The sequence below is a fragment of the Sphingopyxis sp. LARHCG72 genome, from assembly GCF_052871675.1.
Genome location: NZ_JBIXJU010000009.1, coordinates 100,608 through 122,344 on the forward strand (window position 1 = coordinate 100,608; position 21,737 = coordinate 122,344).

Annotated in this window: 24 protein-coding genes and 1 pseudogene; 13 read left to right on the forward strand and 12 right to left on the reverse strand. The window is 65.3% G+C overall.

Annotated elements, in window-relative coordinates; translation table 11 throughout:
• Positions 1 to 279: 279 nt before the first annotated feature.
• Complete coding sequence (locus ACIPPQ_RS18555) at positions 280 to 846, forward strand: septal ring lytic transglycosylase RlpA family protein (RefSeq protein WP_446545540.1); 567 nt, start codon at positions 280 to 282, stop codon at positions 844 to 846.
• Between the two features lie 84 nt (positions 847 to 930).
• Positions 931 to 2,199 carry an MFS transporter gene (locus ACIPPQ_RS18560; RefSeq protein WP_446545593.1) on the forward strand — a complete coding sequence of 423 codons (1,269 nt, stop codon included), beginning with the start codon at positions 931 to 933 and terminating at the stop codon, positions 2,197 to 2,199.
• Here the strand turns inward: ACIPPQ_RS18560 and rsmD are convergent.
• Both rsmD and ACIPPQ_RS18570 read right to left on the reverse strand, forming a co-directional pair.
• Positions 2,186 to 2,728, reverse strand: a complete 543-nt coding sequence (rsmD, locus tag ACIPPQ_RS18565) for a 16S rRNA (guanine(966)-N(2))-methyltransferase RsmD (RefSeq protein ID WP_446545541.1) — start codon at positions 2,726 to 2,728, stop codon at positions 2,186 to 2,188. The genes ACIPPQ_RS18560 and rsmD overlap by 14 nt on opposite strands.
• Positions 2,728 to 3,588: a pseudouridine synthase gene (locus ACIPPQ_RS18570; protein WP_446545542.1), complete on the reverse strand. Its 861-nt coding sequence runs from the start codon at positions 3,586 to 3,588 to the stop codon at positions 2,728 to 2,730. The genes rsmD and ACIPPQ_RS18570 overlap by 1 nt, the downstream gene beginning before the upstream one ends.
• Positions 3,589 to 3,720: 132 nt before the next feature.
• On the opposite strand from ACIPPQ_RS18570, the gene ACIPPQ_RS18575 reads away from it, so the two are divergent.
• From ACIPPQ_RS18575 to ACIPPQ_RS18585, 3 genes are all read left to right on the forward strand, one after another.
• On the forward strand, positions 3,721 to 4,182 hold the full coding sequence (locus tag ACIPPQ_RS18575) for a response regulator transcription factor (RefSeq protein ID WP_446545543.1): 462 nt from the start codon (positions 3,721 to 3,723) through the stop codon (positions 4,180 to 4,182).
• 105 nt (positions 4,183 to 4,287) lie between these two features.
• On the forward strand, positions 4,288 to 5,844 hold the full coding sequence (locus tag ACIPPQ_RS18580) for an AmpG family muropeptide MFS transporter (RefSeq protein ID WP_446545544.1): 1,557 nt from the start codon (positions 4,288 to 4,290) through the stop codon (positions 5,842 to 5,844).
• Positions 5,845 to 5,854: 10 nt separating this feature from the next.
• A complete protein-coding gene (locus ACIPPQ_RS18585; protein WP_446545545.1) occupies positions 5,855 to 6,598 on the forward strand; it encodes a PLDc N-terminal domain-containing protein in 744 nt (247 codons plus the stop codon).
• On the opposite strand, the gene ACIPPQ_RS18590 is transcribed toward ACIPPQ_RS18585, so the two are convergent.
• The 8 genes from ACIPPQ_RS18590 to purB all read right to left on the reverse strand — a co-directional run bounded on the left by ACIPPQ_RS18590 (position 6,595) and on the right by purB (position 14,043).
• Complete coding sequence (locus ACIPPQ_RS18590) at positions 6,595 to 7,944, reverse strand: bifunctional folylpolyglutamate synthase/dihydrofolate synthase (RefSeq protein WP_446545546.1); 1,350 nt, start codon at positions 7,942 to 7,944, stop codon at positions 6,595 to 6,597. The genes ACIPPQ_RS18585 and ACIPPQ_RS18590 overlap by 4 nt on opposite strands.
• A gap of 120 nt (positions 7,945 to 8,064) precedes the next feature.
• Positions 8,065 to 8,916, reverse strand: a complete 852-nt coding sequence (accD, locus tag ACIPPQ_RS18595) for an acetyl-CoA carboxylase, carboxyltransferase subunit beta (RefSeq protein ID WP_446545547.1) — start codon at positions 8,914 to 8,916, stop codon at positions 8,065 to 8,067.
• Positions 8,913 to 9,704: a tryptophan synthase subunit alpha gene (gene trpA, locus ACIPPQ_RS18600; RefSeq protein WP_446545548.1), complete on the reverse strand. Its 792-nt coding sequence runs from the start codon at positions 9,702 to 9,704 to the stop codon at positions 8,913 to 8,915. The genes accD and trpA overlap by 4 nt, the downstream gene beginning before the upstream one ends.
• Entirely contained in the window at positions 9,701 to 10,912 is a 1,212-nt protein-coding gene (trpB, locus tag ACIPPQ_RS18605) for a tryptophan synthase subunit beta (RefSeq protein WP_446545549.1), read from the reverse strand. The genes trpA and trpB overlap by 4 nt, the downstream gene beginning before the upstream one ends.
• Entirely contained in the window at positions 10,909 to 11,547 is a 639-nt protein-coding gene (locus tag ACIPPQ_RS18610) for a phosphoribosylanthranilate isomerase (RefSeq protein ID WP_446545550.1), read from the reverse strand. The genes trpB and ACIPPQ_RS18610 overlap by 4 nt, the downstream gene beginning before the upstream one ends.
• A 98-nt stretch (positions 11,548 to 11,645) precedes the next feature.
• Positions 11,646 to 12,320 (reverse strand): orotidine-5'-phosphate decarboxylase, encoded by a 675-nt coding sequence (gene pyrF, locus ACIPPQ_RS18615; protein ID WP_446545551.1) that lies wholly within the window; start codon positions 12,318 to 12,320, stop codon positions 11,646 to 11,648.
• Positions 12,317 to 12,658, reverse strand: a complete 342-nt coding sequence (locus ACIPPQ_RS18620) for a lipopolysaccharide assembly protein LapA domain-containing protein (protein WP_446545552.1) — start codon at positions 12,656 to 12,658, stop codon at positions 12,317 to 12,319. Before ACIPPQ_RS18620 ends, pyrF begins: the two co-directional genes overlap by 4 nt.
• 68 nt (positions 12,659 to 12,726) lie before the next feature.
• Positions 12,727 to 14,043, reverse strand: coding sequence for an adenylosuccinate lyase (purB, locus tag ACIPPQ_RS18625; RefSeq protein WP_446545553.1), 1,317 nt, complete (start codon positions 14,041 to 14,043; stop codon positions 12,727 to 12,729).
• A 199-nt stretch (positions 14,044 to 14,242) separates the two neighbouring features.
• Here purB and ACIPPQ_RS18630 point away from each other — a divergent pair, with 199 nt between their 5' ends.
• Positions 14,243 to 14,533 (forward strand): hypothetical protein, encoded by a 291-nt coding sequence (locus ACIPPQ_RS18630; RefSeq protein WP_446545554.1) that lies wholly within the window; start codon positions 14,243 to 14,245, stop codon positions 14,531 to 14,533.
• Positions 14,534 to 14,555: 22 nt separating this feature from the next.
• A complete protein-coding gene (locus tag ACIPPQ_RS18635) occupies positions 14,556 to 15,014 on the forward strand; it encodes a calcium-binding protein (protein ID WP_327454441.1) in 459 nt (152 codons plus the stop codon).
• 60 nt (positions 15,015 to 15,074) lie between these two features.
• On the opposite strand, the gene rnk is transcribed toward ACIPPQ_RS18635, so the two are convergent.
• A complete protein-coding gene (gene rnk, locus ACIPPQ_RS18640; RefSeq protein WP_446545555.1) occupies positions 15,075 to 15,482 on the reverse strand; it encodes a nucleoside diphosphate kinase regulator in 408 nt (135 codons plus the stop codon).
• A 225-nt stretch (positions 15,483 to 15,707) separates the two neighbouring features.
• Positions 15,708 to 16,335: pseudogene (locus ACIPPQ_RS18645) on the reverse strand (JAB domain-containing protein).
• A 111-nt stretch (positions 16,336 to 16,446) separates the two neighbouring features.
• Here ACIPPQ_RS18645 and ACIPPQ_RS18650 point away from each other — a divergent pair.
• The 6 genes from ACIPPQ_RS18650 (at position 16,447) to ACIPPQ_RS18675 (ending at position 21,724) form a co-directional block, all read left to right on the forward strand.
• The gene (locus ACIPPQ_RS18650; protein WP_446545556.1) at positions 16,447 to 16,569 is read left to right on the forward strand and encodes a hypothetical protein; all 123 of its coding nucleotides are present in this window, start codon (positions 16,447 to 16,449) and stop codon (positions 16,567 to 16,569) included.
• Positions 16,562 to 19,729: an intermembrane phospholipid transport protein YdbH family protein gene (locus tag ACIPPQ_RS18655; protein ID WP_446545557.1), complete on the forward strand. Its 3,168-nt coding sequence runs from the start codon at positions 16,562 to 16,564 to the stop codon at positions 19,727 to 19,729. Before ACIPPQ_RS18650 ends, ACIPPQ_RS18655 begins: the two co-directional genes overlap by 8 nt.
• Positions 19,726 to 19,941 (forward strand): YnbE family lipoprotein, encoded by a 216-nt coding sequence (locus ACIPPQ_RS18660; protein ID WP_446545558.1) that lies wholly within the window; start codon positions 19,726 to 19,728, stop codon positions 19,939 to 19,941. Before ACIPPQ_RS18655 ends, ACIPPQ_RS18660 begins: the two co-directional genes overlap by 4 nt.
• A gap of 14 nt (positions 19,942 to 19,955) precedes the next feature.
• A complete protein-coding gene (locus ACIPPQ_RS18665) occupies positions 19,956 to 20,357 on the forward strand; it encodes a YdbL family protein (protein WP_414713279.1) in 402 nt (133 codons plus the stop codon).
• A 233-nt stretch (positions 20,358 to 20,590) separates the two neighbouring features.
• Positions 20,591 to 20,920, forward strand: coding sequence for an AtpZ/AtpI family protein (locus tag ACIPPQ_RS18670; protein WP_327454453.1), 330 nt, complete (start codon positions 20,591 to 20,593; stop codon positions 20,918 to 20,920).
• A 51-nt stretch (positions 20,921 to 20,971) separates the two neighbouring features.
• The gene (locus ACIPPQ_RS18675; RefSeq protein WP_327455017.1) at positions 20,972 to 21,724 is read left to right on the forward strand and encodes a F0F1 ATP synthase subunit A; all 753 of its coding nucleotides are present in this window, start codon (positions 20,972 to 20,974) and stop codon (positions 21,722 to 21,724) included.
• Positions 21,725 to 21,737: the final 13 nt, after the last annotated feature.

The window sequence follows — 21,737 nt, forward strand, 5'->3', positions numbered from 1 at the left end:
CGGTGCTTACGTCCGCAAGCCACCCCAAATCTGGCATCAGCCGAAAAAAGCGCTGTCCTGCATTATCGGGCTGTGACAGCCTTTGATTTGGTGGATGACGGCGGTCGTTACCGAACGGTCGGCGCAAGGTGCGACGTGCGGAACGCGTCCAGCACGCCGCGGGGTTCTGATCGGGGCGCGCACAGGGCTGAACTTTACTGAACTTTGGACTGTCCGCTGCCCGCCGCATTACCGTCATGCGGACTTTATCTCGCCATTCCCACCCTCTACGGTCTGGCCATGCTGGATTACCGGATCACTCGACTGGCTGGCACCGCGTTCGCGGTCCTCGCGCTCTCCGCCTGCGCCGGCGCCAAATATCGCCCCGTCGCCGATACGCCGGTGCGGATCGGTCCCGCCTATACGATCCGCGGCACGACCTACGTGCCCGCGGCGTCGCCCGCCTATGACGCGATCGGCTATGCGAGCTGGTACGGCGGCGAGTCGGGGAACCGCACCGCGAACGGCGAGCAGTTTCGTCCCGGCTGGATCACCGCCGCGCACACGACGCTGCCGCTCCCGACCTATGTCGAGGTGACCGCGCTCGATACCGGGCGGCGGATCATCGTCCGCGTCAACGACCGCGGGCCGTTCGCACGCGGGCGCGTCATCGACCTCTCGCGCGGCGCGGCGGAAGAACTGGGCATGAAGGCGCAGGGCCATGCCGCGGTGCGCGTGCGCCGCGTCGAACCATCGGAAAAGGACCGCGAGCGGCTTCGCAAGGGTAAGCCCGCAGCCTCGCTCGCGGCGGTCCCCGAACGCGAATTGCAGCGGCTGCGCGCGCAGCTTCCGGCGCAGGGGCGCTGAGCCGGACGCATTCCGGCTTGATGGGGCGCGGTAGAGCGTCCAAAGCGGCGCCGTTATAAAAAGGGAGGGGCATCGCCCGTGGATCTGGCACCCTATCGGCAGCATCGGCGCATCCTGACCGCGAGCCTCGTCGGCACCGCGGTCGAATTCTATGATTTCTATATCTATGGCACCGCCGCGGCGCTGGTGTTCGGGCCGCTCTTCTTCCCGTCCGAATCGCCGTCGGCGCAGCTGATGCTCAGCTTCATGAGCTTCGGCCTTGCCTTCTTCGCGCGGCCGGTCGGGGCGATCGTCTTCGGTCATTATGGCGACCGCATCGGGCGCAAGTCGACGCTCGTCGCCTCGCTGATGCTGATGGGCGCCTCGACGCTGCTGATCGCCTTCCTGCCGACCTATGCGATGGTCGGCTGGGTCGCGCCGCTCTTGCTGTGCATCTTGCGTTTCGGGCAAGGCTTCGGGCTTGGCGGCGAGTGGGGCGGGGCGGCCTTGCTCGCGGTCGAAAATGCTCCGCCGGGATGGAAATCGCGCTTCGGCATGTTCCCGCAGCTCGGCGCCCCCGTCGGGTTCATCGCCGCGAACGGCCTGTTCCTTTTGCTGGGGCTGGGCCTCAGCGACGCCGATTTCGCGGCATGGGGCTGGCGTATCCCGTTCCTCTTCTCGGCGCTGCTCGTCGGACTGGGGCTATGGGTGCGGCTGAGGATCGGCGAGACTCCCGATTTCAAGGAGGCGCTCGAGAAAGAAGCGCCCGTCGGCGTGCCGCTCGGCGAATTGTTCCGCCACCATCTGGTCGCGACGCTCGCGGGGACCTTTGCGGTCGTCGCCTGTTTTGCGATCTTCTATCTCGCGACCAGCTTCGCGCTGGCGCACGGGACGACCGCGCTCGGCTATCCGAAGGAGCAGTTCCTGCTGATCCAGCTCGGCGCGATCCTGTTCATGGCGGTAGGGATCGTCTTCGCCGGCTATATGAGCGACGCGTCGAGCGCGCAGCGCGTGCTGACCTGGGGCTGCGGTGCGACAGTGCTCGTCGGCTTTGCCTTTGGCCCGTCGCTGGCGTCGGGAAGCTGGCTCACGATCTTCCTGGGGCTTGCGACCGCGCTGTTCGTGATGGGGCTGGTCTATGGCCCGCTCGGCAGCTGGCTCACCGCGCTGTTCCCGGTGCAGGTGCGTTATACGGGCGCCTCGATCGCGTTCAACGCGGGCGGCATATTGGGCGGCGCGATGGCTCCGATCATTGCGCAGGCGCTCGCCGAGCGCGGTGGGACCGAAACGGTCGGCTATTATCTGGCGCTGGCGGGTGTGGTGAGCTGGCTGGGTCTGCTGATGGTGCGGCGCCAGATGATCAGGCAAGCCTGAGCAGCGTCAGCTTTGCCTTGCCGACCTTGCGTGTCGCATCGATTTCGAAGCCCGCGACATCAATGGTCTCATTGTGCGCCGTTTCGACCGAAATCCAGCTGTCGGCGCCGATCCAGCCAAGGCGATTAAGCTTGTCGAGCGCCACGCTGCCCGCGCCGGTGTCATAGGGCGCGTCGAGCATCAGCAGGTCGTACGTACGCCGCGCAGGCCCGAGCGCCAGCACTGACCCCGCGCGGATGTCGGCGCGCGGCGTGGCGCCGAGCGCTCCCAGATTCTTGCGCAGCACGTCGATCGCGTCGCGGTCCTGTTCGGCGAACAGGCATTGCTCGGCCCCGCGCGACAGCGCCTCGATGCCAAGCGCGCCCGATCCGGCGAACAGGTCTGCGACGTGGAGTCCTTCGAAACTGCCGACACGGCTGGTCAGCATCGAGAACAGCGTTTCGCGCGTGCGGTCCGCGGTCGGACGCGTCGCGTCATTCTTCGGCGCGAGCAGCTTGCGGCCGCGCCATTCACCCGAAATGACGCGCATCAGCCCATCTGCCGCCGGAATTTGAACAATTCGTCGCGCGGGACGACATCGACCGCGCCGAGAGGCATGTCGCCCAGCTCGAACGCACCATAGCGCGTGCGGATCAGGCGGCTGACCTGCAATCCGAAATGTTCGAGCACCTTGCGCACTTCGCGGTTCTTGCCCTCGGTCAGCGTCATTTCGACCCACTGGTTGCGCCCCGTACGGCGTTCGAGGTTGGCGTCGATCTTGCCATAGCGGACGCCGTCGATCTCGATCCCCATCGCCAGCTCTTCGAGCTGCGCCTGGCTGATGTCGCCGAAGGCGCGGGCGCGATAGGTGCGCTCGACCCCGCTTGCGGGCAGTTCGAGCTGGCGCTTGAATTCGCCGTCGTTGGTGAGCAGCAGCAGCCCTTCGGTATTATAGTCGAGGCGGCCGACAGGCATCAGGCGCGGCAGGTCCTTAGGCAGCAGATCATAGATCGTCTTGCGCCCCTTTGGATCGCGCGCTGCAGTGATGCATCCCGCGGGCTTGTGAAAGCGGTAGAGGCGCGTCGAGACGGGCTTGGCGACCGGATTGCCGTCGACGGTCAGCCCTTCGAGCGACGACAGCAGCGGCGCGGGCTGGACGATGATCTGGCCGTTCAGCGCGATGCGGCCTTCCTCGATCATCCGTTCGACATCGCGGCGCGATCCGACCCCGGCGCGCGCCAGCAGCTTGGCGATCCGCTGTGGACCGTCCTCGCGTTCGGCCTCGGCGGGCTTCGATTTGAGCGCGGATGCAGCACCGCGCGCGGCGCGACGGCCCTTGGGTGCGTCGCGATCGCCAGGGGCTTTCGGCGCCGAGCGGGGCGCGGGGCGGGGTGGACGGCGTGTCGTCATCGGAACGGATGCGGCTTTCTTGTCGTTTTCGAGGGGAAATAGTGTTGCGTTGTGATCACGCTCATAGCCGGAAAAGACTCGCTTCGTCGATGGGAAGCAGAAGCAATCTTGCAGGACGGCGCGGAGCGAGTCATGGCGACGTTAAAGGGAGTCATCATGCTCTTCGTCCATCGCCCGACCTGCATCAAGCGGCTGCTGATCATCGAGGATGATCCGCTGACCGCGTTCGATAACGAACACACGCTGAAACACAGCGGGTACGAGATCGTCGCGACGGTCGATTCGGGCGAAGCGGCGGTGCCGATCATCGCCGCCGAACCGATCGATGCACTCGTCCTCGACCTTGGTCTTGCGGGGCATATGACGGGGCGAGAAGTCGCCCGGCTGGCGCGAGATCGCGGTATCGCGGTGCTGCTGGTGACCGGACAATGCCCGGAGGATGCCGCGGATATTGCCGTCGCCTGTCTTGGCAAACCGCACAGCCCTTCGGCGCTCATCGCGGCGCTACGCGCGGTCGAGACGATGACATGCAAGAATCAGGCGCCGCGCAAGGTCAGCGGGCTGCAGACCTATTGGCGCCCCGCCGCGGCCTGAGCGCGACCAGCCGATAAATAGCCGCTTCCAATTTGATGCCGAGCCTTTAGGCCGTTTCCCGAGAGACAATGGCATCCGCCGGCCGGATGCGCGGGGAGCGTGTGCATGTCGGTTGATCTGATCCGGTTTATCATTTTTGTTGCGATCCTTGGCGGGCTGGCGGTGGTCGCGCTATCGATCCCGGCGTTCCGGCCTTATCTGCGCAAAAATCCGCTGATCACCTTCCTGCTCGGCATATCGAGCGGTTTTCCGCTGACGCTGCTGATCGCGACGATGACCTTCTGGTTGGCGAAGGTCGGGATCGATACCGCGACGATCGGCTTCGCCGTCGCGCTGGGCATTCCCTATACGATCAAATTTCTGTGGGCGCCGCTCGTCGACAAGCTGCCGCTACCGTTCCTGACCAAGGCATTCGGTCAGCGGCGTGGCTGGCTGTTCTTCATCCAGGCCTTGCTGTTCGTCGCGATCTGGCAATTGGGGGCGAGCAATCCGCAGCCCGGCCAGATGGGCACCTTCGCGATCTGGGCGCTGATCACCGCCTTCCTGTCGGCGACGCAGGATATCGTTATCGACGCCTATCGCATCGAAATTCTCGAAGAGGAGGAATTTGCGCACGGGACCGCGACGAACCAGTTCGGATACCGGACGGGCAATCTGATCGCGGGTGCGGGCACGATCTATTTCGCGTCGAACGAAGGGCTGGGGCTGGGCTGGGCGACCGCTTACGGGCTCACCGCCTTTTGCATCGTCCCCGCGATCCTCGGCGCGCTGTGGGCCGGGCCGGGCAAATTCGTCGACCGCTTCGAACATACCGCGGGGATGAAGGTCGGTCAGTGGCTGACCGAGGCGGTCGTGAACCCGTTCCGCGAATTCCTGACGCGCCACGGCGCTTTCCTGATCCTCTGCTTCGTCCTCGTCTACAAGGTGGGCGACGCGATGGGGCAGACGATGCTCGGGCCAATGATCGTCGACCTCGGCTTTCCCGACCTCGATTATATCTCGGCCAACAAGCTGTGGGGCTTCGGCGCGCTGATCGTCGGATCGGCGCTCGGCGCGCCGTTCCTGCTGTGGCTCGGCATGGGGCGCGCGCTCTTGATTTCGGGGCTGATGATGATGTTCTCGAACGTCATGTTCATGATCCTCGCGGCAACGGGCAATAATTACTGGATGCTGGTCGCGGCGATCGTCACCGAAAATATGACCAGCGGTATCGGTCTGACCGTGTTCGCTACCTATCTATCGGGCCTGTCGAGCATCGCCTATACCGCGACGCAGTTCGCGCTGCTGTCGTCCTTTGCCGGGGTCGGCCGCACGTTCATGGCCGGACCTGCGGGGATCGTTGCCGAGAAGCTCGGCTGGGTCGGCTTCTGGGGTTTTACCGTCGTCGCGGCCATTCCGGGAATGCTGCTGCTCTGGCTCCTGTGGAGCAAGGGTTATGTCGGTTCAGGCATCCGTCAGACCGACGGCGTCGACGAGCGCCAGTTGCGGCAGCCGGTGGGCGCGTGGCGTATCGTCGGCTTCGCGGCGATCGTCGCGGGACTGGTCGGCATCTTGCTGGCGCAGCAGCTCGAACTGGCATCGTCGATCATGACAGCCTCGATTGCGACCTTCGCCGTCGGCGCCCTGCTGGCGTGGAAGGGCAAGGCGCCGAAGACGGCATAGGACGGGCGCCATGCACTGGTTCGTCATCTCGATCGCCTTGCAGCTGCTCTGCATCGTTCATGTCTTTCGCACGGGGCGCAACACGGCGTGGATCATGGCGATTGCCTTCCTCCCGATGGTCGGCGTGCTCGCCTACCTGATCGTCGAAATCCTGCCCGGCATGTCGGGCGACCGCCGGGTACGACAGGCGCGGGTGAAGATTGCCGACACGATCGATCCCGAACGCCGCGTGCGCGACGCGCAGGCCGCGGTCGATTTCAGCGATACCGTCGGCAACCGTATGGAATATGGCGACGCGCTGATGGCGCGTGAACGTTACGGGCCAGCGCTGGAGCAGTTTCGGCTGGCTGAGCGTAAGTCGCCGCATGTCGACAAGGCGATCGGAATGCGAATTGCCGAGGCCGCGTACGGGGCAGGACTGGCGAGCGACGCGCTGGATGCACTCGACAAGCTCCCTGAGACCACATCGCAGTCTGAACGTGATCGCCGCGACCTGTTGCGCGGCAAGATTGCCGAGATCGACGGCCGGCCGGCCGATGCGCTGGCGCTTTACAGGGCGATCGTCGAGCGGGTGCCGGGCGACGAGGTGCGTTGCCGGATGGCGGCGATTCTGATCGGACAAGGCGACAGGGCCGGCGCCCGCGCGTTGTTGCAGGATGTCGAGCGGCGAATGAAGCGGATGCCGCCGGCGACGGTCAAGGCTGATTCCGACATGTACGACTGGGCGAAGCGGACGCTCACGGAGCTGGGCTAAGCCGGCCACTCCTCATTGTGGTCGAGTGCCTGTCCGACGAGGTATAGCGATCCGCTGATCAATATGTTTCGCGCCGGACTATCGGCGGCAAGCGCGCGCAACGCGCTTGCGATATCGGTTCTTGGCACCGCTGCGGCGATACCCGCGTCCAGCGCCATCTTGGCGAGGCTTTCAGGATCGTGGTGGTCGTGGCCGGGGATCGGCACCGTCATGACCCGACGCACATACGGCGCGAGCGCTGCGAGAAAGGCGCCCGCGTCCTTGTTCGCGAGCATGCCGAGGACGAGATCGATGGGCTCACGCCGCGCCAATGTCTCGCTGAGGAAAGTGGTGACCTGTTTCGCGGCATCGAGATTATGGCCGCCGTCGATCCAGATATCATGGCCTTCGGGCATCAGCGCGGTAAGCGGACCGGAACCGAGTAACTGCATACGCCCCGGCCAGTGCGCGCCGGCGATTCCGCGAGCTATCTCGGCTTCGCTCGGTTGCGGATCGGGGGCGAGGCGGAGCATCGCGATGGCGAGCCCCGCGTTGCGCATCTGGTGCGCCCCGGCCATGCGCGGACGCAGCGGCTGATCGATCGAGCCCAGTTTCGACGACCATCGAAAGCTGTCGCCGCTCGGCTCTATCGTCCAGCCATCGCCTTCGGGAAAATGCGTCGCGCCGACGGAGGCGACCTTCGCGGCGATCGTGTCCTGCACAAGCGGTGGGTAGGCGAAGGTTGCGACGGGCGTATCGGGTTTGACAATGCCGGCCTTTTCCCACGCGATCCGCGCGGCGGGCTCGTCAGGCGTGCCCGCTTCGGGTTCGAGCAGGAACGCCTCATGGTCGATGCCGAGCGAGGCGATGCCGGCGACCGCGGGAGGCGGGATGATGTTGGTTGCGTCGAGGCGCCCGCCGAGACCGACTTCGATGATGCAATCGTCGGCAGGGATGCGCGCGAAGGCGAGAAAGGCAGCGGCGGTGGTGACCTCGAAAAAGCTCGCTTGCAGGTCAGCGGCTTCGTCGAGCACTTCTTCGAGCAGCGCCGCTAGTAGCGCATCGTCGATAAGCGTTCCGGCAAGACGGATGCGCTCGTTGAAGCGGACGAGGTGCGGGCTGGTGTAAGCGTGGACGCGGCGGCCCTGCGCTTCGAGGATGGCGCGGAGATAGGCGCAGGTCGATCCCTTGCCGTTCGTACCCGCGACATGGAAGGTGCGCGGCAGCTGGAACTGCGGGTTGCCGAGGCGCGCGCACAGCTCGGCGATGCGTTCGAGCCCAAGGATGTCGCGTCCCGGCGAGAGCGCGGCCAGGCGGTCGAGCTGGGTCTGGACTGCGGGATCGGAAGAATGAGCGTGGTCGGGCATCGTGAGACGGAGCCTATCAAAAGTTCGTCATTGCGAGCGTAGCGAAGCAATCCAGAGCGCAGTCCAAACTCGCTGGATTGCCGCGTCGCTTCGCTCCTCGCAATGACGATGCAGGAAAGCTTAGGCCGCCTTCTCGGGCGCCAGATATCCGATCAACCGGCCGAGCGTTTCGGGCAGATCCTTGCGGTGGACGACCATGTCGATCATCCCGTGATCGAGCAGATATTCGGCGCGCTGGAAGCCTTCGGGGAGCTTTTCGCGGATCGTATTCTCGATCACGCGCTGGCCTGCAAAGCCAATCAGCGCCTTGGGTTCGCTGATCTGGATATCGCCGAGCATCGCATAGCTCGCAGTTACGCCGCCCGTGGTCGGGTCGGTGAGCAGCACGATATAGGGCAGCCCGGCCCGGCGCAGGCGGGCGAGCGCTACCGTCGCGCGCGGCATCTGCATCAGCGACAACGTGCCTTCCTGCATCCGCGCGCCGCCCGCGGCAGTGATCGAGATATAGGGACAGCCGCGCCGGATCGCGTCCTCGACGCCCGCGACAAAGGCTTCGCCCACGGCGACGCCCATCGACCCCCCCATGAAGGCGAAATCCTGGACGCCGATCACGACGGGCTTGCCGTCGATCTTGCCGGCTGCGTTCTGATAGGCATCGCGGTCGCCCGTCTGCGCGCGCGCGGCCTTGATGCGGTCGACATATTTCTTGGTGTCGCGGAACTTAAGCGGATCCTCGGGCGCCGCGGGCGCTGCGATCATTTCGTGAATGCCGCCGTCGAACAGCTGCGCGAAGCGCTCGGTTGCGCCGATGCGGTCATGGTGGTCGCAGCGCGGGCAGACGTTCAGATTGTCTTCCCATTCCTTCACGAACACCATCTGCTGGCACTGGCGACATTTGTGCCACAGATTGTCGGCGGTATCGCGCTTTGCGCCGAAGGGCAGGGCGTTGCGAACGCGGTCGAGCCAGCTCATGCGGCGATCTCCTTTGCGCCGTGAATAGCATCGGCGAGGGTGCGGGTAAAAGCCTCGACATGCGGCGCTGCGGCGTCGCCATGCTCGGCAATGATGTCGATGAAGGCCGAACCGACGACGACGCCGTCGGCGACCTTCGCGATCTCGGCCGCCTGTTTGGGGGTGCGGACGCCGAAGCCGACCGCGACGGGCAGGTCGGTTGCGGCTTTGAGGCGCGCTACGGCGTCGACGATGCTGGCCTGCGCGGCCTGCTGGAGGCCGGTGATCCCGGCGACCGAGACATAATAGAGGAAGCCGCCCGCGCCATCGAGCACGGCGGGCAGGCGCGCGGGATCGGTGGTGGGCGTGGCGAGGCGGATCAGGTCGACCCCGGCAGCGCGGAGGCTCGGCCCGAGTTCCGCATCCTCTTCGGACGGGATGTCGACGCAGATGATGCCGTCGACGCCGGCCTTCGCGCATTCGGCGGCGAACCAGTCGGCGCCGCGGATCGTCATCGGGTTGGCATAACCCATCAAGACGAGCGGTGTCTCGAGATGACGCTGGCGGAAAGCGGCGGCGATTGCGAAGATATCGGCGGTCGTCGTGCCTTTCGCGAGGCTGCGTAAATTAGCCGCCTGGATCGCGGGGCCGTCGGCCATCGGATCGGTGAAGGGCATGCCGAGCTCGATCACATCGGCGCCCCCTGCGACGAGCGCGTCGAGGTTCGCGGCGGTGTCGCCGTCGCCCGCGGTGATGAAGGCGACGAGCGCGGGGCGCGGCTTGGCGAACGCGGTGGCGAAACGGGTCACAGCTCCACCCCCAGCGATTCCGCCACCGTGAAGATGTCCTTGTCTCCTCGCCCCGAGCAATTGACGATGATAATCTTGTCCTTGCCCAGCGTCGGCGCGATGCGTTCGGCGGCAGCGATCGCGTGCGCGCTTTCGAGCGCCGGAATGATGCCTTCGAGCTTCGTCAGCTTCTGGAAGCTCGCCAGCGCCTCGGCATCGGTGACGGGTTCATAGCGAACACGACCGATTTCGTGGAGCCAGCTATGTTCGGGGCCGATGCCGGGATAATCGAGGCCCGCCGAGATGCTGTGCGCCTCGGTGATCTGGCCGTCCTCGTCCTGCAGCAGGTAGGTCTTGTTGCCGTGGAGAATGCCCGGGCGTCCGCCCGCCAAGCTGGCGGCGTGCTTCTTGTCGAGCCCTTCGCCCGCGGCTTCGACGCCGACGATCTCGACCCCCGCGTCGTCGAGGAACGGATGGAACAGCCCGATCGCGTTCGATCCGCCGCCGACGGGGGCGATCAGCATGTCGGGCAAGCGGCCTTCGGCCTCGAGAATCTGTTCGCGCGCCTCGTCGCCGATCACCGACTGGAAATCGCGGACGAGCTCGGGATAGGGGTGCGGCCCCGCGACGGTGCCGATGATGTAGAAGGTGTCGTGGACGTTCGCGACCCAGTGGCGCAGCGCCTCGTTCATCGCGTCCTTTAGCGTTTTCGCGCCGCTCTCGACCGCGACGACTTCGGCGCCGAGCAATTTCATGCGGAACACGTTCGGCTGCTGTCGCGCGACGTCGACTGCGCCCATGAAGATGGTGCAGGGCAGGCCGAACAACGCCGCGACTGTCGCGGTCGCAACGCCGTGCTGGCCAGCCCCGGTTTCGGCGATGATCTTCGTCTTGCCCATCCGCTTTGCGAGCAGGATCTGGCCGATACAATTGTTGATCTTGTGCGCGCCGGTGTGGTTCAGGTCCTCGCGCTTCAGATAGATTTTCGCGCCGCCAAGGTGCTCGGTCAGCCGCTCGGCGAACCACAGCGGGCTGGGGCGCCCGACATAATGTTTGAGCAGATAGTCGAATTCGGCCTTGAACGCGGGGTCGGCCTGCGCGGCGCGATAGTGGCGCTCGAGGTCGAGGATCAGCGGCATCAGCGTTTCGGCGACATAGCGGCCGCCGAACTGGCCGAAATGGCCGCGTGCGTCGGGGCCGGAGCGGAGGCTGTTGGGTAAGTCGGTCATCGACCCGCCGCTTTAAGGAAAGCCGCGATCTTGTCCACATCCTTGACGCCCGGCGCGCTTTCGACGCCCGACGAGACGTCGACGAGTGGCGCACCCGTGGCGGCGATCGCTTCACCCACATTCGCCGGCGTCAGCCCGCCGGCGATACCCCAGTCGATGCTGTGACGATGGTTCTTGAGCAGCGACCAGTCGAAGCGCGTGCCCGTTCCCCCGGGCATGGCGGCCGCGGGGGCGTCGAACAGGATACGGTCGGCAACGCCATGATATTTCTGCATCCGCACGAGCGTGTCGGCGTCCTTTAGGCCAACGGCCTTCCAGACTGCGGCGGGCGTCAGCCGCTTTACGACGCCCAGCCATTCGGGCGTCTCGTTGCCGTGGAACTGGATGATGTCGGGGCGGATCATGCCGAGCGCATCGCCGGTGAGCTGTTGCGACGCGTTGACCAGCAGCAGCGCGACCTTGACGTTACCCGCGCCTGCGCGCTTGCGCAGTTCGGCGGCGGTCTTGAGGTCGATATAGCGCGGGCTCGGCTCATAATGATTGAGGCCGATATGCGTCGCGCCGTGGCGGATGGCGGCGTCGACCTCCTCGATCGTCTTGAGGCCGCAGATTTTGACGAGTGGGGGCATGGTCATCTTATCCTGCCGTCAGCCCGGCGAAGGCCGGGATCTCCACGATGCGTTGGTGTGCCGCGTTGAGATCCCGGCCTTCGCCCGGAGGACGAAATTGGGGTTTAAAGCGTCGCTTCGATTTCGCGCGCGGCGAGGTCGGGGTCGGCCGACTGGCTGATCGGGCGGCCGACCACGAGGATCGATGCGCCGTCGGCCATCGCCTGCGCCGGCGTAACGACGCGCTTCTGGTCGCCAGTCTTGCCGTTCGCGGGGCGGACGCCGGGGACGACGTAAAAGCCGCCCGGCCACGCCTTGCGCGCCGCTTTCACTTCCTGTCCCGAACAGACGATGCCGTCGAGGCCGGATTCGCGCGCGAGCGCGGCAAGGCGCACCACCTGGTCATGCGGGGTGCCGCCGACGCCGATATCGTCGAGATCGGGCGCATCGAGGCTGGTGAGCACGGTGACCGCGACGACCTTGGTATTGAGACCCGCTGCCGCCTTCGCTTCTTCGAGCATCGCGCGGCCGCCTGCGGCGTGGACCGTCAGCACCGCGGGTTCGAGGGTGCGCAGCGCCTGGATCGCCTTGGCCACCGTGTTCGGAATGTCGTGGAGCTTGAGGTCGAGGAAGATCGGCAGGCCGAGCTTCGCCATCTCATGCACGCCGTGGTGGCCGTTGGCACAGAAGAATTCGAGACCCAGCTTCAACCCGCCGACATGGCGCCGCACCTTCTGCGCCAGCGTCAGCGCGGCGTCGAGGTGCGTCGTGTCGATGGCGAGATAAAGCGGTGAGGTCATGGCTTGTCCGTTGAGAAAAGATCGGTGGGGGTGGGCGGGACGTCGTTGACCGGCGCGGTCGGCGTGACCTCGACGGGCCGGTTGGCAAGCGCACGCAGGTCGGCCGCCTGCCGCTCGCTCGCGTCGAGGCGGCGCTTCATCGACCAGCGCGTCGTGCGCAGCGCGATCCACATGGGCACGCTGCCGATCAGGAATGCGGTGAGGATCAGGACGGGCAATTTGGTGTCGAGCACCTGACCTGGCCAGATCGTGACGGTGACGGGAATCCAGTTCGCCATCGCGAAAATGACGAGGATGGCGGTCAACAAGACCCAGATGATCGTGCGCAGGATTCCCACTTCGTCTTGCTCCTCTGTCGGTCTGGCGCCGACCCTATGACAGATTGCCGCGCGATTCCAGTCCGGGGCTATGCCGCCCCGAACACCCGGTCGAAGATCGTGTCGACATGCTTCATATGATAGCCAAGGTCGAACAGCGCGGTCAGCTCGTCGGCCGACAGCTTCGCGGTGACGTCGGCATCGGCCTTGAGCAATTCGAGCAGCGAAAGCTGGCCGTCCGAATCCCACACCTTCATCGCGTTGCGCTGGACGAGGACATAGCTTTCCTCACGGCTCGCGCCCGCCTGCGTGAGAGCAAGGAGCACGCGCTGCGAATGCACGAGCCCGCCCATGCGATCGAGATTCTTCTGCATCCGGGCAGGATAGACGAGCAGCTTGTCGACGACGCCGGTCAGGCGTGCGAGCGCGAAGTCGAGCGTGATCGTCGCGTCGGGACCGATGAAGCGTTCCACCGACGAGTGGCTGATGTCGCGTTCGTGCCACAGCGCGACATTTTCCATCGCGGGGATGGCGGCGCTGCGCACCATGCGAGCGAGGCCGGTCAGATTCTCGGTCAGCACGGGGTTGCGCTTGTGCGGCATCGCCGACGAACCCTTCTGTCCGGGCGAGAAATATTCCTCGGCCTCGAGCACTTCGGTGCGCTGGAGGTGGCGGACTTCGACCGACAGGCGCTCGATCGACGAGGCGACGACGCCGAGCACGGCGAAGAACATCGCGTGGCGGTCGCGCGGGATAACCTGGGTAGAGACGGGCTCGATTGCGAGGCCGAGCTTCGCGGCGACATGCGCTTCGACGCGCGGATCGATGTTCGCAAAGGTGCCGACCGCACCCGAGATGGCGCAGGTCGCGATTTCGGCGCGCGCGGCTTGCAGGCGGATCTTGCAGCGCGAGAATTCGGCATAGGCTTCGGCGAGCTTGAGCCCGAAGGTCACCGGTTCGGCGTGGATGCCGTGGCTGCGGCCGATCGTCGGGGTGAGCTTATGCTCATAGGCGCGGCGCTTGATCGCTTCGAGCAGTGCGTCGAGGTCGGCGAGCAAGATGTCGGCCGCCTGGCTGAGCTGGACCGCGAGGCAAGTGTCGAGCACATCGCTCGACGTCATGCCCTGATGCATGAAGCGCGCCTCGTCGCCGACATTCTCGGCCACCCACGTCAGGAAGGCGATGACGTCATGCTTGGTGACCGCCTCGATCGCATCGATCGCCGCGACGTCGATTACCGGGTTGGTTGCCCACCAATCCCACAGTGCCTTGGCAGCCGATTTCGGCACGGTGCCCAGCTCGGCAAGGGCATCGGTCGCGTGCGCTTCGATCTCGAACCAGATGCGAAAGCGATTCTCGGCCGACCAGATCGCGGTCATTTCCGGCCGTGCGTAACGCGGAACCATTGAATTTCCTTCCTTTTTGGGCGCCTCGTCGTGGAATCCCTGCGGAACCACGACGGGGCGCCCCGTAGCAGGGACGGGGCGTTTCGCCAAATGCGGAGCAGCCGCAACTTTGCGCAAACACGATGGGTTGCCTTCATGCCCCATCAGAAAGGCGACAGGTCGCACCGACCGCCGAAGTCGTCGTTACAGGAGAATAAATGTGTTGAAACAAGTGCTTTTGATCGGCGCCGCGGCCATCAGCTTCCCCGCTCTGGCCCAGACGACCGCTCCGGCCGACGAACCTGCCCCGAGCACGCAGTCGCAGCCGGCGCCGACCGACACGACGACCCCCGAACCCGAGAAGAAGCCGACGGACGAAACCAAACCGACCGATCAGGCCCCGACCGAGGACGCAGCACCGAGCGAGACGCCCCCCGCGGCTGAACCGACCCCTCCGGCGGACCAGCCCGCACCGGATTCCGAGGAAAAGCCCGAATCCGAACCGCAGTAACCCCATAATCAGGAGATAGATCATGTTGAAGCAGATGCTTCTGGTCGGCGCAGCCGCCCTCAGCTTCCCGGCCCTTGCGCAAACCACCGCGCCCGCGTCGGACCCGGCAAATCCGCCGACGGCCACCGAACCCGCGCCGGCTCCGGATACGGCGAGCCCGGCGCCGGCCCCCGACGCCTCGACAACACCGCCGGCTTCGAGCCAGCCCGCCCCGTCGGGTGCCGCGGCAACGCCCACCCAGATCGCCCAGATCGTCGAGCAGGAATTCCCCACTTATGATGGGGACAAGAATGGCGACCTGAACGAAGCCGAGTTCGGCGCGTGGATGAAAAAGCTGCGCGCCGCCACCGATCCCAGCGCCGATGTCGAATCGGCCGAAGTGAAAAGCTGGATCGGTCAGGCCTTTGCATCGGCCGACGGCGACAAGTCGGGCGGTGTGAACAAGACCGAACTGACCGGTTTCCTGTCGCGCGGCGCCTAACGGCGTCCCGCGGGGTGGTGCAGCCGTCGGAGCGATCCGGCGGCTGCATCGCTGTTCCAGTCAGCCCGGTTGTTCCACCGCGACGATCGTCAGGCGATGTTCGATGCCGCCGCGATCGGGCCAGTTGATCGACTGGCCGACGCTCAGGCCGATCAGTCCTGCACCCACCGGGGTCAGGATCGACATCCGGCCCGCCGAAATATCGGCCTCCGCCGGATACACGAGGCGAACGGTCCGTTCGGTGCCGTTTTTCTCGTCACTGAAGGTGACCTTCGACCCCATCGTCACCACGTCGGGCGGGATAGCCGAACGGTCGCAGATGGCGGCGCGGTCAATCTCGCCGAGCAGCAGTTCATAAAATCGGATCGAATCGCGTTGCTGGTGCAGCGTCATTTCGGTGAGCGCATCGGCTTCGCTGTCGATCATGCGGATCGGGGGCATCACGGCCCCCTTTTTCTTCTTGGTCATGGCGCGGACTTTCCGGCTGACGCGCGGCGGTTCTCCGCGCGTGGCTGTATTGGACGGAATTTGCCCCGGGTTCGGGGCAGTCGCGCCGGAACCCGGGGCTAAAAGCCCGCGAGAAGCTGTCCCCCGTGGAAACGGAAGCGGAGAAGACCGCGTCGAATCTGCATGGCAGGATGATGAGGCAGGGGCGGGCGGAAGTCAAACGCCGCCCCGGTTTCTGACCGTCGCCTAGAGAAGCCCCATTGCGCGAAAGCTGCGATAATCGGAACCACCGATGACGATATGGTCGTGCAGCGCGGTCCCGAGTTTCGCCGCGACGCTCGTAATGTCCTTGGTGATTGCGATATCCTGCCGGCTCGGTTCGGGGCTGCCGCTCGGGGGGGGGGTGGACCAGGATGATCGCCGAGGCGCCGAGCTCGAGCGCGCGCTTGATCACTTCGCGAACATAGATCGCCGACTGGTCGATCGATCCTTCGCTCGCGACTTCGTCGCGGATCAGCATATTGCGCGCGTTAAGATAGAGGACGCGGACGCGCTCGACGTCGATCGGTCCCATGTCGGCACGCAGCCAGTCAAGCAGCGCATCCCAGCTGGAAAGCAGGGGCTTGTCGCGAAACTCGCCCTTCGGCAGGCGCAGTCCGGTCGCCAGTACGATCTTGAGCGCGGCGATGCCGGTGTCGCCCAGCCCGTCGATGCGGCGAAGCGATTCGGGATCGGCACTGACAAGCTGTGCCAGCGATCCGAATTCGCGGAGCAACGTTTTCGCCAGCGGCTTGGTGTCGCGGCGCGGGATCGGGAGCGCAAGGAGATATTCGACCAGCTCGTAATCGGCGAGGCCGTCGGCGTCGTCGAGCAGGCGCGCGCGCTACCGCGCGCGATGTCCCAGATGAAAGGGCGTTTCCCTGTCCCCCATGACGCGGGAATAACCGCCTTGTGAGGCGCACTCAACGGTCATAGGAAAAGGAAGATGGCGAACCGGATCAATTTCCTGCATCGAAACGGAATTTCCGGCGTTTCTGCCCTGAACGGGGTTCGGGTCGAGGGACGAGATTTTGCCGCCATGACGTCATTGGCCAACTTCTATGACTGATGTGGAAGACGGCGCTGCGCCGCGGTGGAAGTACCGGACTGTGCTGTTCAAGAAACGTTGGCTGACGGCCGGCGCGGTCATCATCCTTGTCGCGGGGGTGTGGATCGCGCGCGAGCCGATCGCCGACGAATTCATCGCCGACCAGCTCGAAAGCCGCGGCGTCCCCGCGCGCTACACCATCGACCGGATCGGTTTTCGCAGCGAGATACTGTCCAACATCGTCATCGGCGACCCCAAGCGTCCCGACCTGACCGCAAAAAAGGTCGAAGTCCTGCTCGGCTATGGCTGGCGCGGACCCTATGTTTCGGAAATCCGCGCCGAAGGGGTCCGGCTCTACGGCCGCTTCGTCGATGACCGCCTTTCCTTCGGCGCGCTCGACAAATTTCGCGACCCTGCGAGCACCGATCCTTTTGCTCTGCCCGACCTGTCGGTCGCGCTCCGCGATGCGAGGGCGCGGGTCGAGACGCCGTGGGGCAACGTCGGCGCGGCGCTGAATGGCGGCGGAAATCTGCGCCGCGATTTCACGGGCAAGCTCGCGCTTGTCGCCCCGCGTATCGCGGCCGCGGGGTGCAGCGGCGACGATATCAGCTTCTACGGCGCGGTTCTCGTCCGCGATGTCCGGCCGCGGCTCGTCGGCCCGTTGCGAGGCGGCGCCCTTCGCTGCGCCGACGGAGGTGTCACCGCCGCGTCGCCGCAAATCGCTCTCGACCTGTCGCTGTCCGAAGATTTGCAAAGCTGGAAGGGCAAGGCCGACGCGAGCATCGCGCGGCTTGTCGCGGGGCCGGTGGCGGCCGATCGGATGGGTATGCGCGCGAGCTTCGACGGGACCGCGGTACTGACAAAGCTCGACGTCGATGCCGACATGGCGCAGTTGCGCGGCGCCGATTTCGTGGCCGAGACGGTCAATCTCGACGCCAAGGGCAGCGTCGGCAGTGCGGCGCCGAAGTTCGACGGGCAGGTCCGCTTTGTCCGGGCGAGCGGCAGCGCCGACTTGCGCCGCTCGCTCGCCGAAAGCGCGCGCGGGCTGGCGGGTTCGCCGGTGGGTCCGCTGGCGGCGAAGGCCGTCGGCGCGCTCAGCCGCGTGCTCGCCGATGCGAGCGGCAGCGCGGGCTTCGCCATCGCGGGCGAGGGGCCGACGGCGCGCGTAGACCTGATCGCGCCGGTCCTGACGAGCGCCAGCGGCGCACGCTTCGTCGGCAGCGCGGACAGTCGCATCGGCTATCTTTATGGTGCGGACGAGCCCGCCGTGATCGCCACGGGACGCTGGGGCATCGCAGGCGGCGACCTGCCCTCGGGAACGCTGAGCATCGATCGCAACGAGGAGGGCAGGGTGACCGGCCTCGCCAGCTTCGATCCCTATATCGCCGAAGGGGCGCGGCTGGCGCTGACGCCGGTCCGTTTTTCGGGCGGTGCGGGGGGCTTGCTTCGCTTCGCGACCGCCGCGGCGCTGTCGGGACCGCTGGCGAGCGGGCGCGTCGAGCGGCTGACGGTGCCACTGAACGGCTTCCTTGCGCCGACGGGTGCGCTGGCGTTCGACGGAGGATGCAGCCGCGTCGGCGCCGACCGGATCGAGGTCGGCGGTTTCCGGCTCGGCCGAAGCGCGATCGACCTGTGCAGCCGCCCGGGCACGCCGCTGCTGAGCGCGGGGCCGGACGGGCTGCGCGGCAATGTCCGCATCCCGGGCTTATCGCTGCGCGGCACAAGCGGCAGCTCGCCGTTCAGCCTGCGAAGCGGGCCAGCGAATATCGACCTGTCGGCGATGCGTTGGTCGCTCGCGCGCGCCGATATCCGGCTCGGCGAGGGGGAAAGCGTTACGCGCTTTGCTGCCGATAGCCTGAGCGGGCGTCGGGCGCCGCAGGGTATGGCGGGCGAGCTGCGCGGCGCGAACGGAAAGATCGGCGCGGTGCCGCTCGATATGAGCGAGATCGCCGGGACCTGGCGCTTTGCAAATGGCGCGCTGACGCTCTACGGCGGGCTGCAACTCACCGACGCCGCGCCGGATCCGCGCTTTTTCCCACTCGTTAGCAACGATGCGAGCCTGCGCTTTGCGAACGGAATTATCGAAGCGAAGGCAGGTTTCAACGAACGGAAGACGGGGACGAAGATTCTCGACACGCTGATCCGCCACCGGCTCGCCGACAGCAGCGGCTCGGCCGACCTGACCGTCAAGGAACTGCGATTCAACGAGGCGTTTCAGCCTGACCAGTTGACCAGTCTCGCGCTCGGTGTCGTCGCCAATGTCCGTGGGTCGGTGGTCGGCGACGGGCGTATCGAATGGACCGCCGACGGCGTCACCAGCCGCGGCACCTTTGCGACCGCCGACGCCAGCCTCGCCGCGGCCTTCGGCCCGGTGACCGGCCTGACCACCACGCTCAGCTTCGACGACCTGATCGGGCTCAAGTCGGCGCCGGGGCAGATCGCGAAGATCAAGGAGATCAACCCCGGCATTCCGGTGCTCGACGGTGAGATCGAATATCGATTGCTCGGCGACAACCGCGTGCGGGTCGAGGGCGGCAGCTGGCCCTTCGCCGGGGGCAAGCTGTTGCTCCATCCGACGACGCTCGATTTCAGCGCCGAAAACGCGCGGCGGTTGTCGTTCGATATCGTGGGGGTCGACGCCGCGGTCTTCCTGCAAAGCTTCGGCTTCGAAAATATCAACGCGACCGGCGTGTTCGACGGGACGCTGCCGGTCGAATTCGACGGGCTGGGGGGGCGCATCGTGGGCGGTCGGATCGATTCGCGCGCGGGCGGTGGCACGCTCGCCTATGTCGGCGAATTGTCGAACCGTAACCTGGGCGCGATAGCCAATTTTGCCTTTGGCGCGCTGCGCAGCCTCAAATATGACGACCTCACGATCATCCTGAACGGCGACCTCGACGGCGAGATGGTAACCGACATCCGTTTTGGCGGCGTGGGGCAGGGGGTGGGCGCGACGCGCAATTTCCTGACCAACCAGGTTGCGAAACTGCCGCTGGTCTTCAATGTGAAGATCAAGGCGCCGTTCCGCCAGTTGCTCACCTCGGCGAAGGGCTTTTACGACCCTTCGCTGTTGATCGAACAAAATCTGCCCGCGTTGATGCGCGCGCAAGAAGAAGCCGAAGCCGCCAAAAAAGGCGCGCCACCACCCGTTCAGCCTCCAGAAAGCGAGCCCATGCGATGAAGAAAACCAAGACTGGAGCAAGGAGGCTGGCCATAAGCGGTCGCTGTCTGGCACTGATGACGGGAATGTCGGCCCTTGCGGGCTGCGTCCAGATCGAAACGCCCGACAAGCCGATCGAGATCAACCTGAACATCAACATCCGTCAGGAAGTGGTGTACAGGCTGGATGGCGATGCCAAGAAGCTCATCGAGCAGAATAGCGAGATATTCTGATGGGGAATAAGAAGATGCGTATGACGAAGTGGAAACCGACCGGACTGGCCCTTGCCGCGATTGCGGCGACCGCGGCCGTTGCTTTGGCTGTGCCGTCGGCGATGGCGCAGCGCGATCCCGCCTATGCCGCCGCACGCGCCGCGGGGCAGATCGGCGAGCAGGTCGACGGCTATCTCGGCTTTGCAACGACGCCGACCCCGGCGATCCGCGCACTGGTCGAGGACCTGAACATCAAGCGCAAGGCGGCCTATACCGCGAGCGCGCAGTCGACCGGCAGCACCGTGCAGCAATTCGCATTCACCAGCGGTTGCAACCTGATCGCGCAGACTAAGCCGGGCGAGAAATACCAGACTCCCGGTGGCGCGTGGAAAACCCGCGACAGCGGCCCGCCCGAACGCGACGCGCGCTGCCCGTAAACCGCCGAACCGCATAATGGGGCTCGAGGGCCCTCAGATGCCGCCGCGCCCCTAAACGCGGCGGCATTTTTGCGTGCCTGTGCTACCTCAATTTTGTGCACCTGCGCACAAGCATTGACTTCATCGGGCGTCGTTCCTAAACGGACCGCGCCTTAGGGGTCCCCCGAATTTTCGGGCCTTTTTTCGCAGGCGGAATCGATGGATATCGGCTCTGTTTCAGGAGGATGGCACAAATGACGGGGAACGGCAGCGATCCGGAACCAGCTTCGGAGGATTCGCGCCTGGTCTCGCTCGAAGAGCGATTGGACCGGGCCGAAGCCGCAGAAGCGAAACGGACCGCAGTGAACGCCGGACCGGAGACCGATGCGAATTACAAGCTCGGTAACCGCGTTCTGGCCGAACTGCTGGGCGGGATCGGTGGCGGCGCGCTGGTTGGTTGGACGATCGACCATTTTGCGGGCACGGCACCCTGGGGCCTGTTGGCGGTACTGTTCCTCGGAATAGTCGTCGCCTTCAGAAACATATTTCGGATTGCGAACGTCCGGCCGACAAAGCCGGACTGACGGGGATTTAAGGCGAGGTATCGCGTGGCGGATCAAGGCAAAGTGGACCCGATGCACCAGTTCGAGGTGCAGAAGATGTTCGACATGTTCCATGTCGGCAATCACGAGGTTGCCTTTACGACGAGCGCGATGTGGATGGTCATTGCCGGCCTTCTCCTCTGGGTCTTCATGATCGGCGGGATGAAGCGCCAGCTCGTCCCCGGCCGTTGGCAGGTCGCCGTTGAAGGCTTCACCGGCTTCATTTCGGGCATGATGAACGCCAATATCGGTCCCGAAGGCCGCAAATATACGCCTTATGTCTTCTCGCTCTTCATGTTCATCCTGATGTTGAACGTGATCGGCCTGATGCCGTTCGGCCTGTTCGGTCTGCATCCCTTCACCGTGACGAGCCACTTCGCGATCACCGGTTTTCTTGCGATCCTGAGCTTCTCGATCGTGCTGATCGTCGGTTTCTGGCGCCACGGCCTGCATTTCTTCTCGCTGTTCGTCCCGCACGGCACGCCCTGGTGGCTGCTGTGGCTGATCCCGGTGATCGAACTCGTGTCGTTCCTCGTCCGCCCGTTCAGCCTCGCGCTGCGACTCTTCGTCGCGATGACCGCGGGCCACGTGCTGATGAAGGTGTTCGCCTCGTTCATCATCGACGGTATCGCCGCAGGTCCCGCTGTCGGGCTCGGTGTCGGCATCCCCAGCATGGCGTTGATGGTCGGCATCAGCGGGCTCGAGCTGCTGGTCGCGGGTATCCAAGCCTATGTGTTCGCGCTGCTCACGTCGCTCTATCTGAACGACGCGATCAATCTGCACTGATATTTCAACTGTA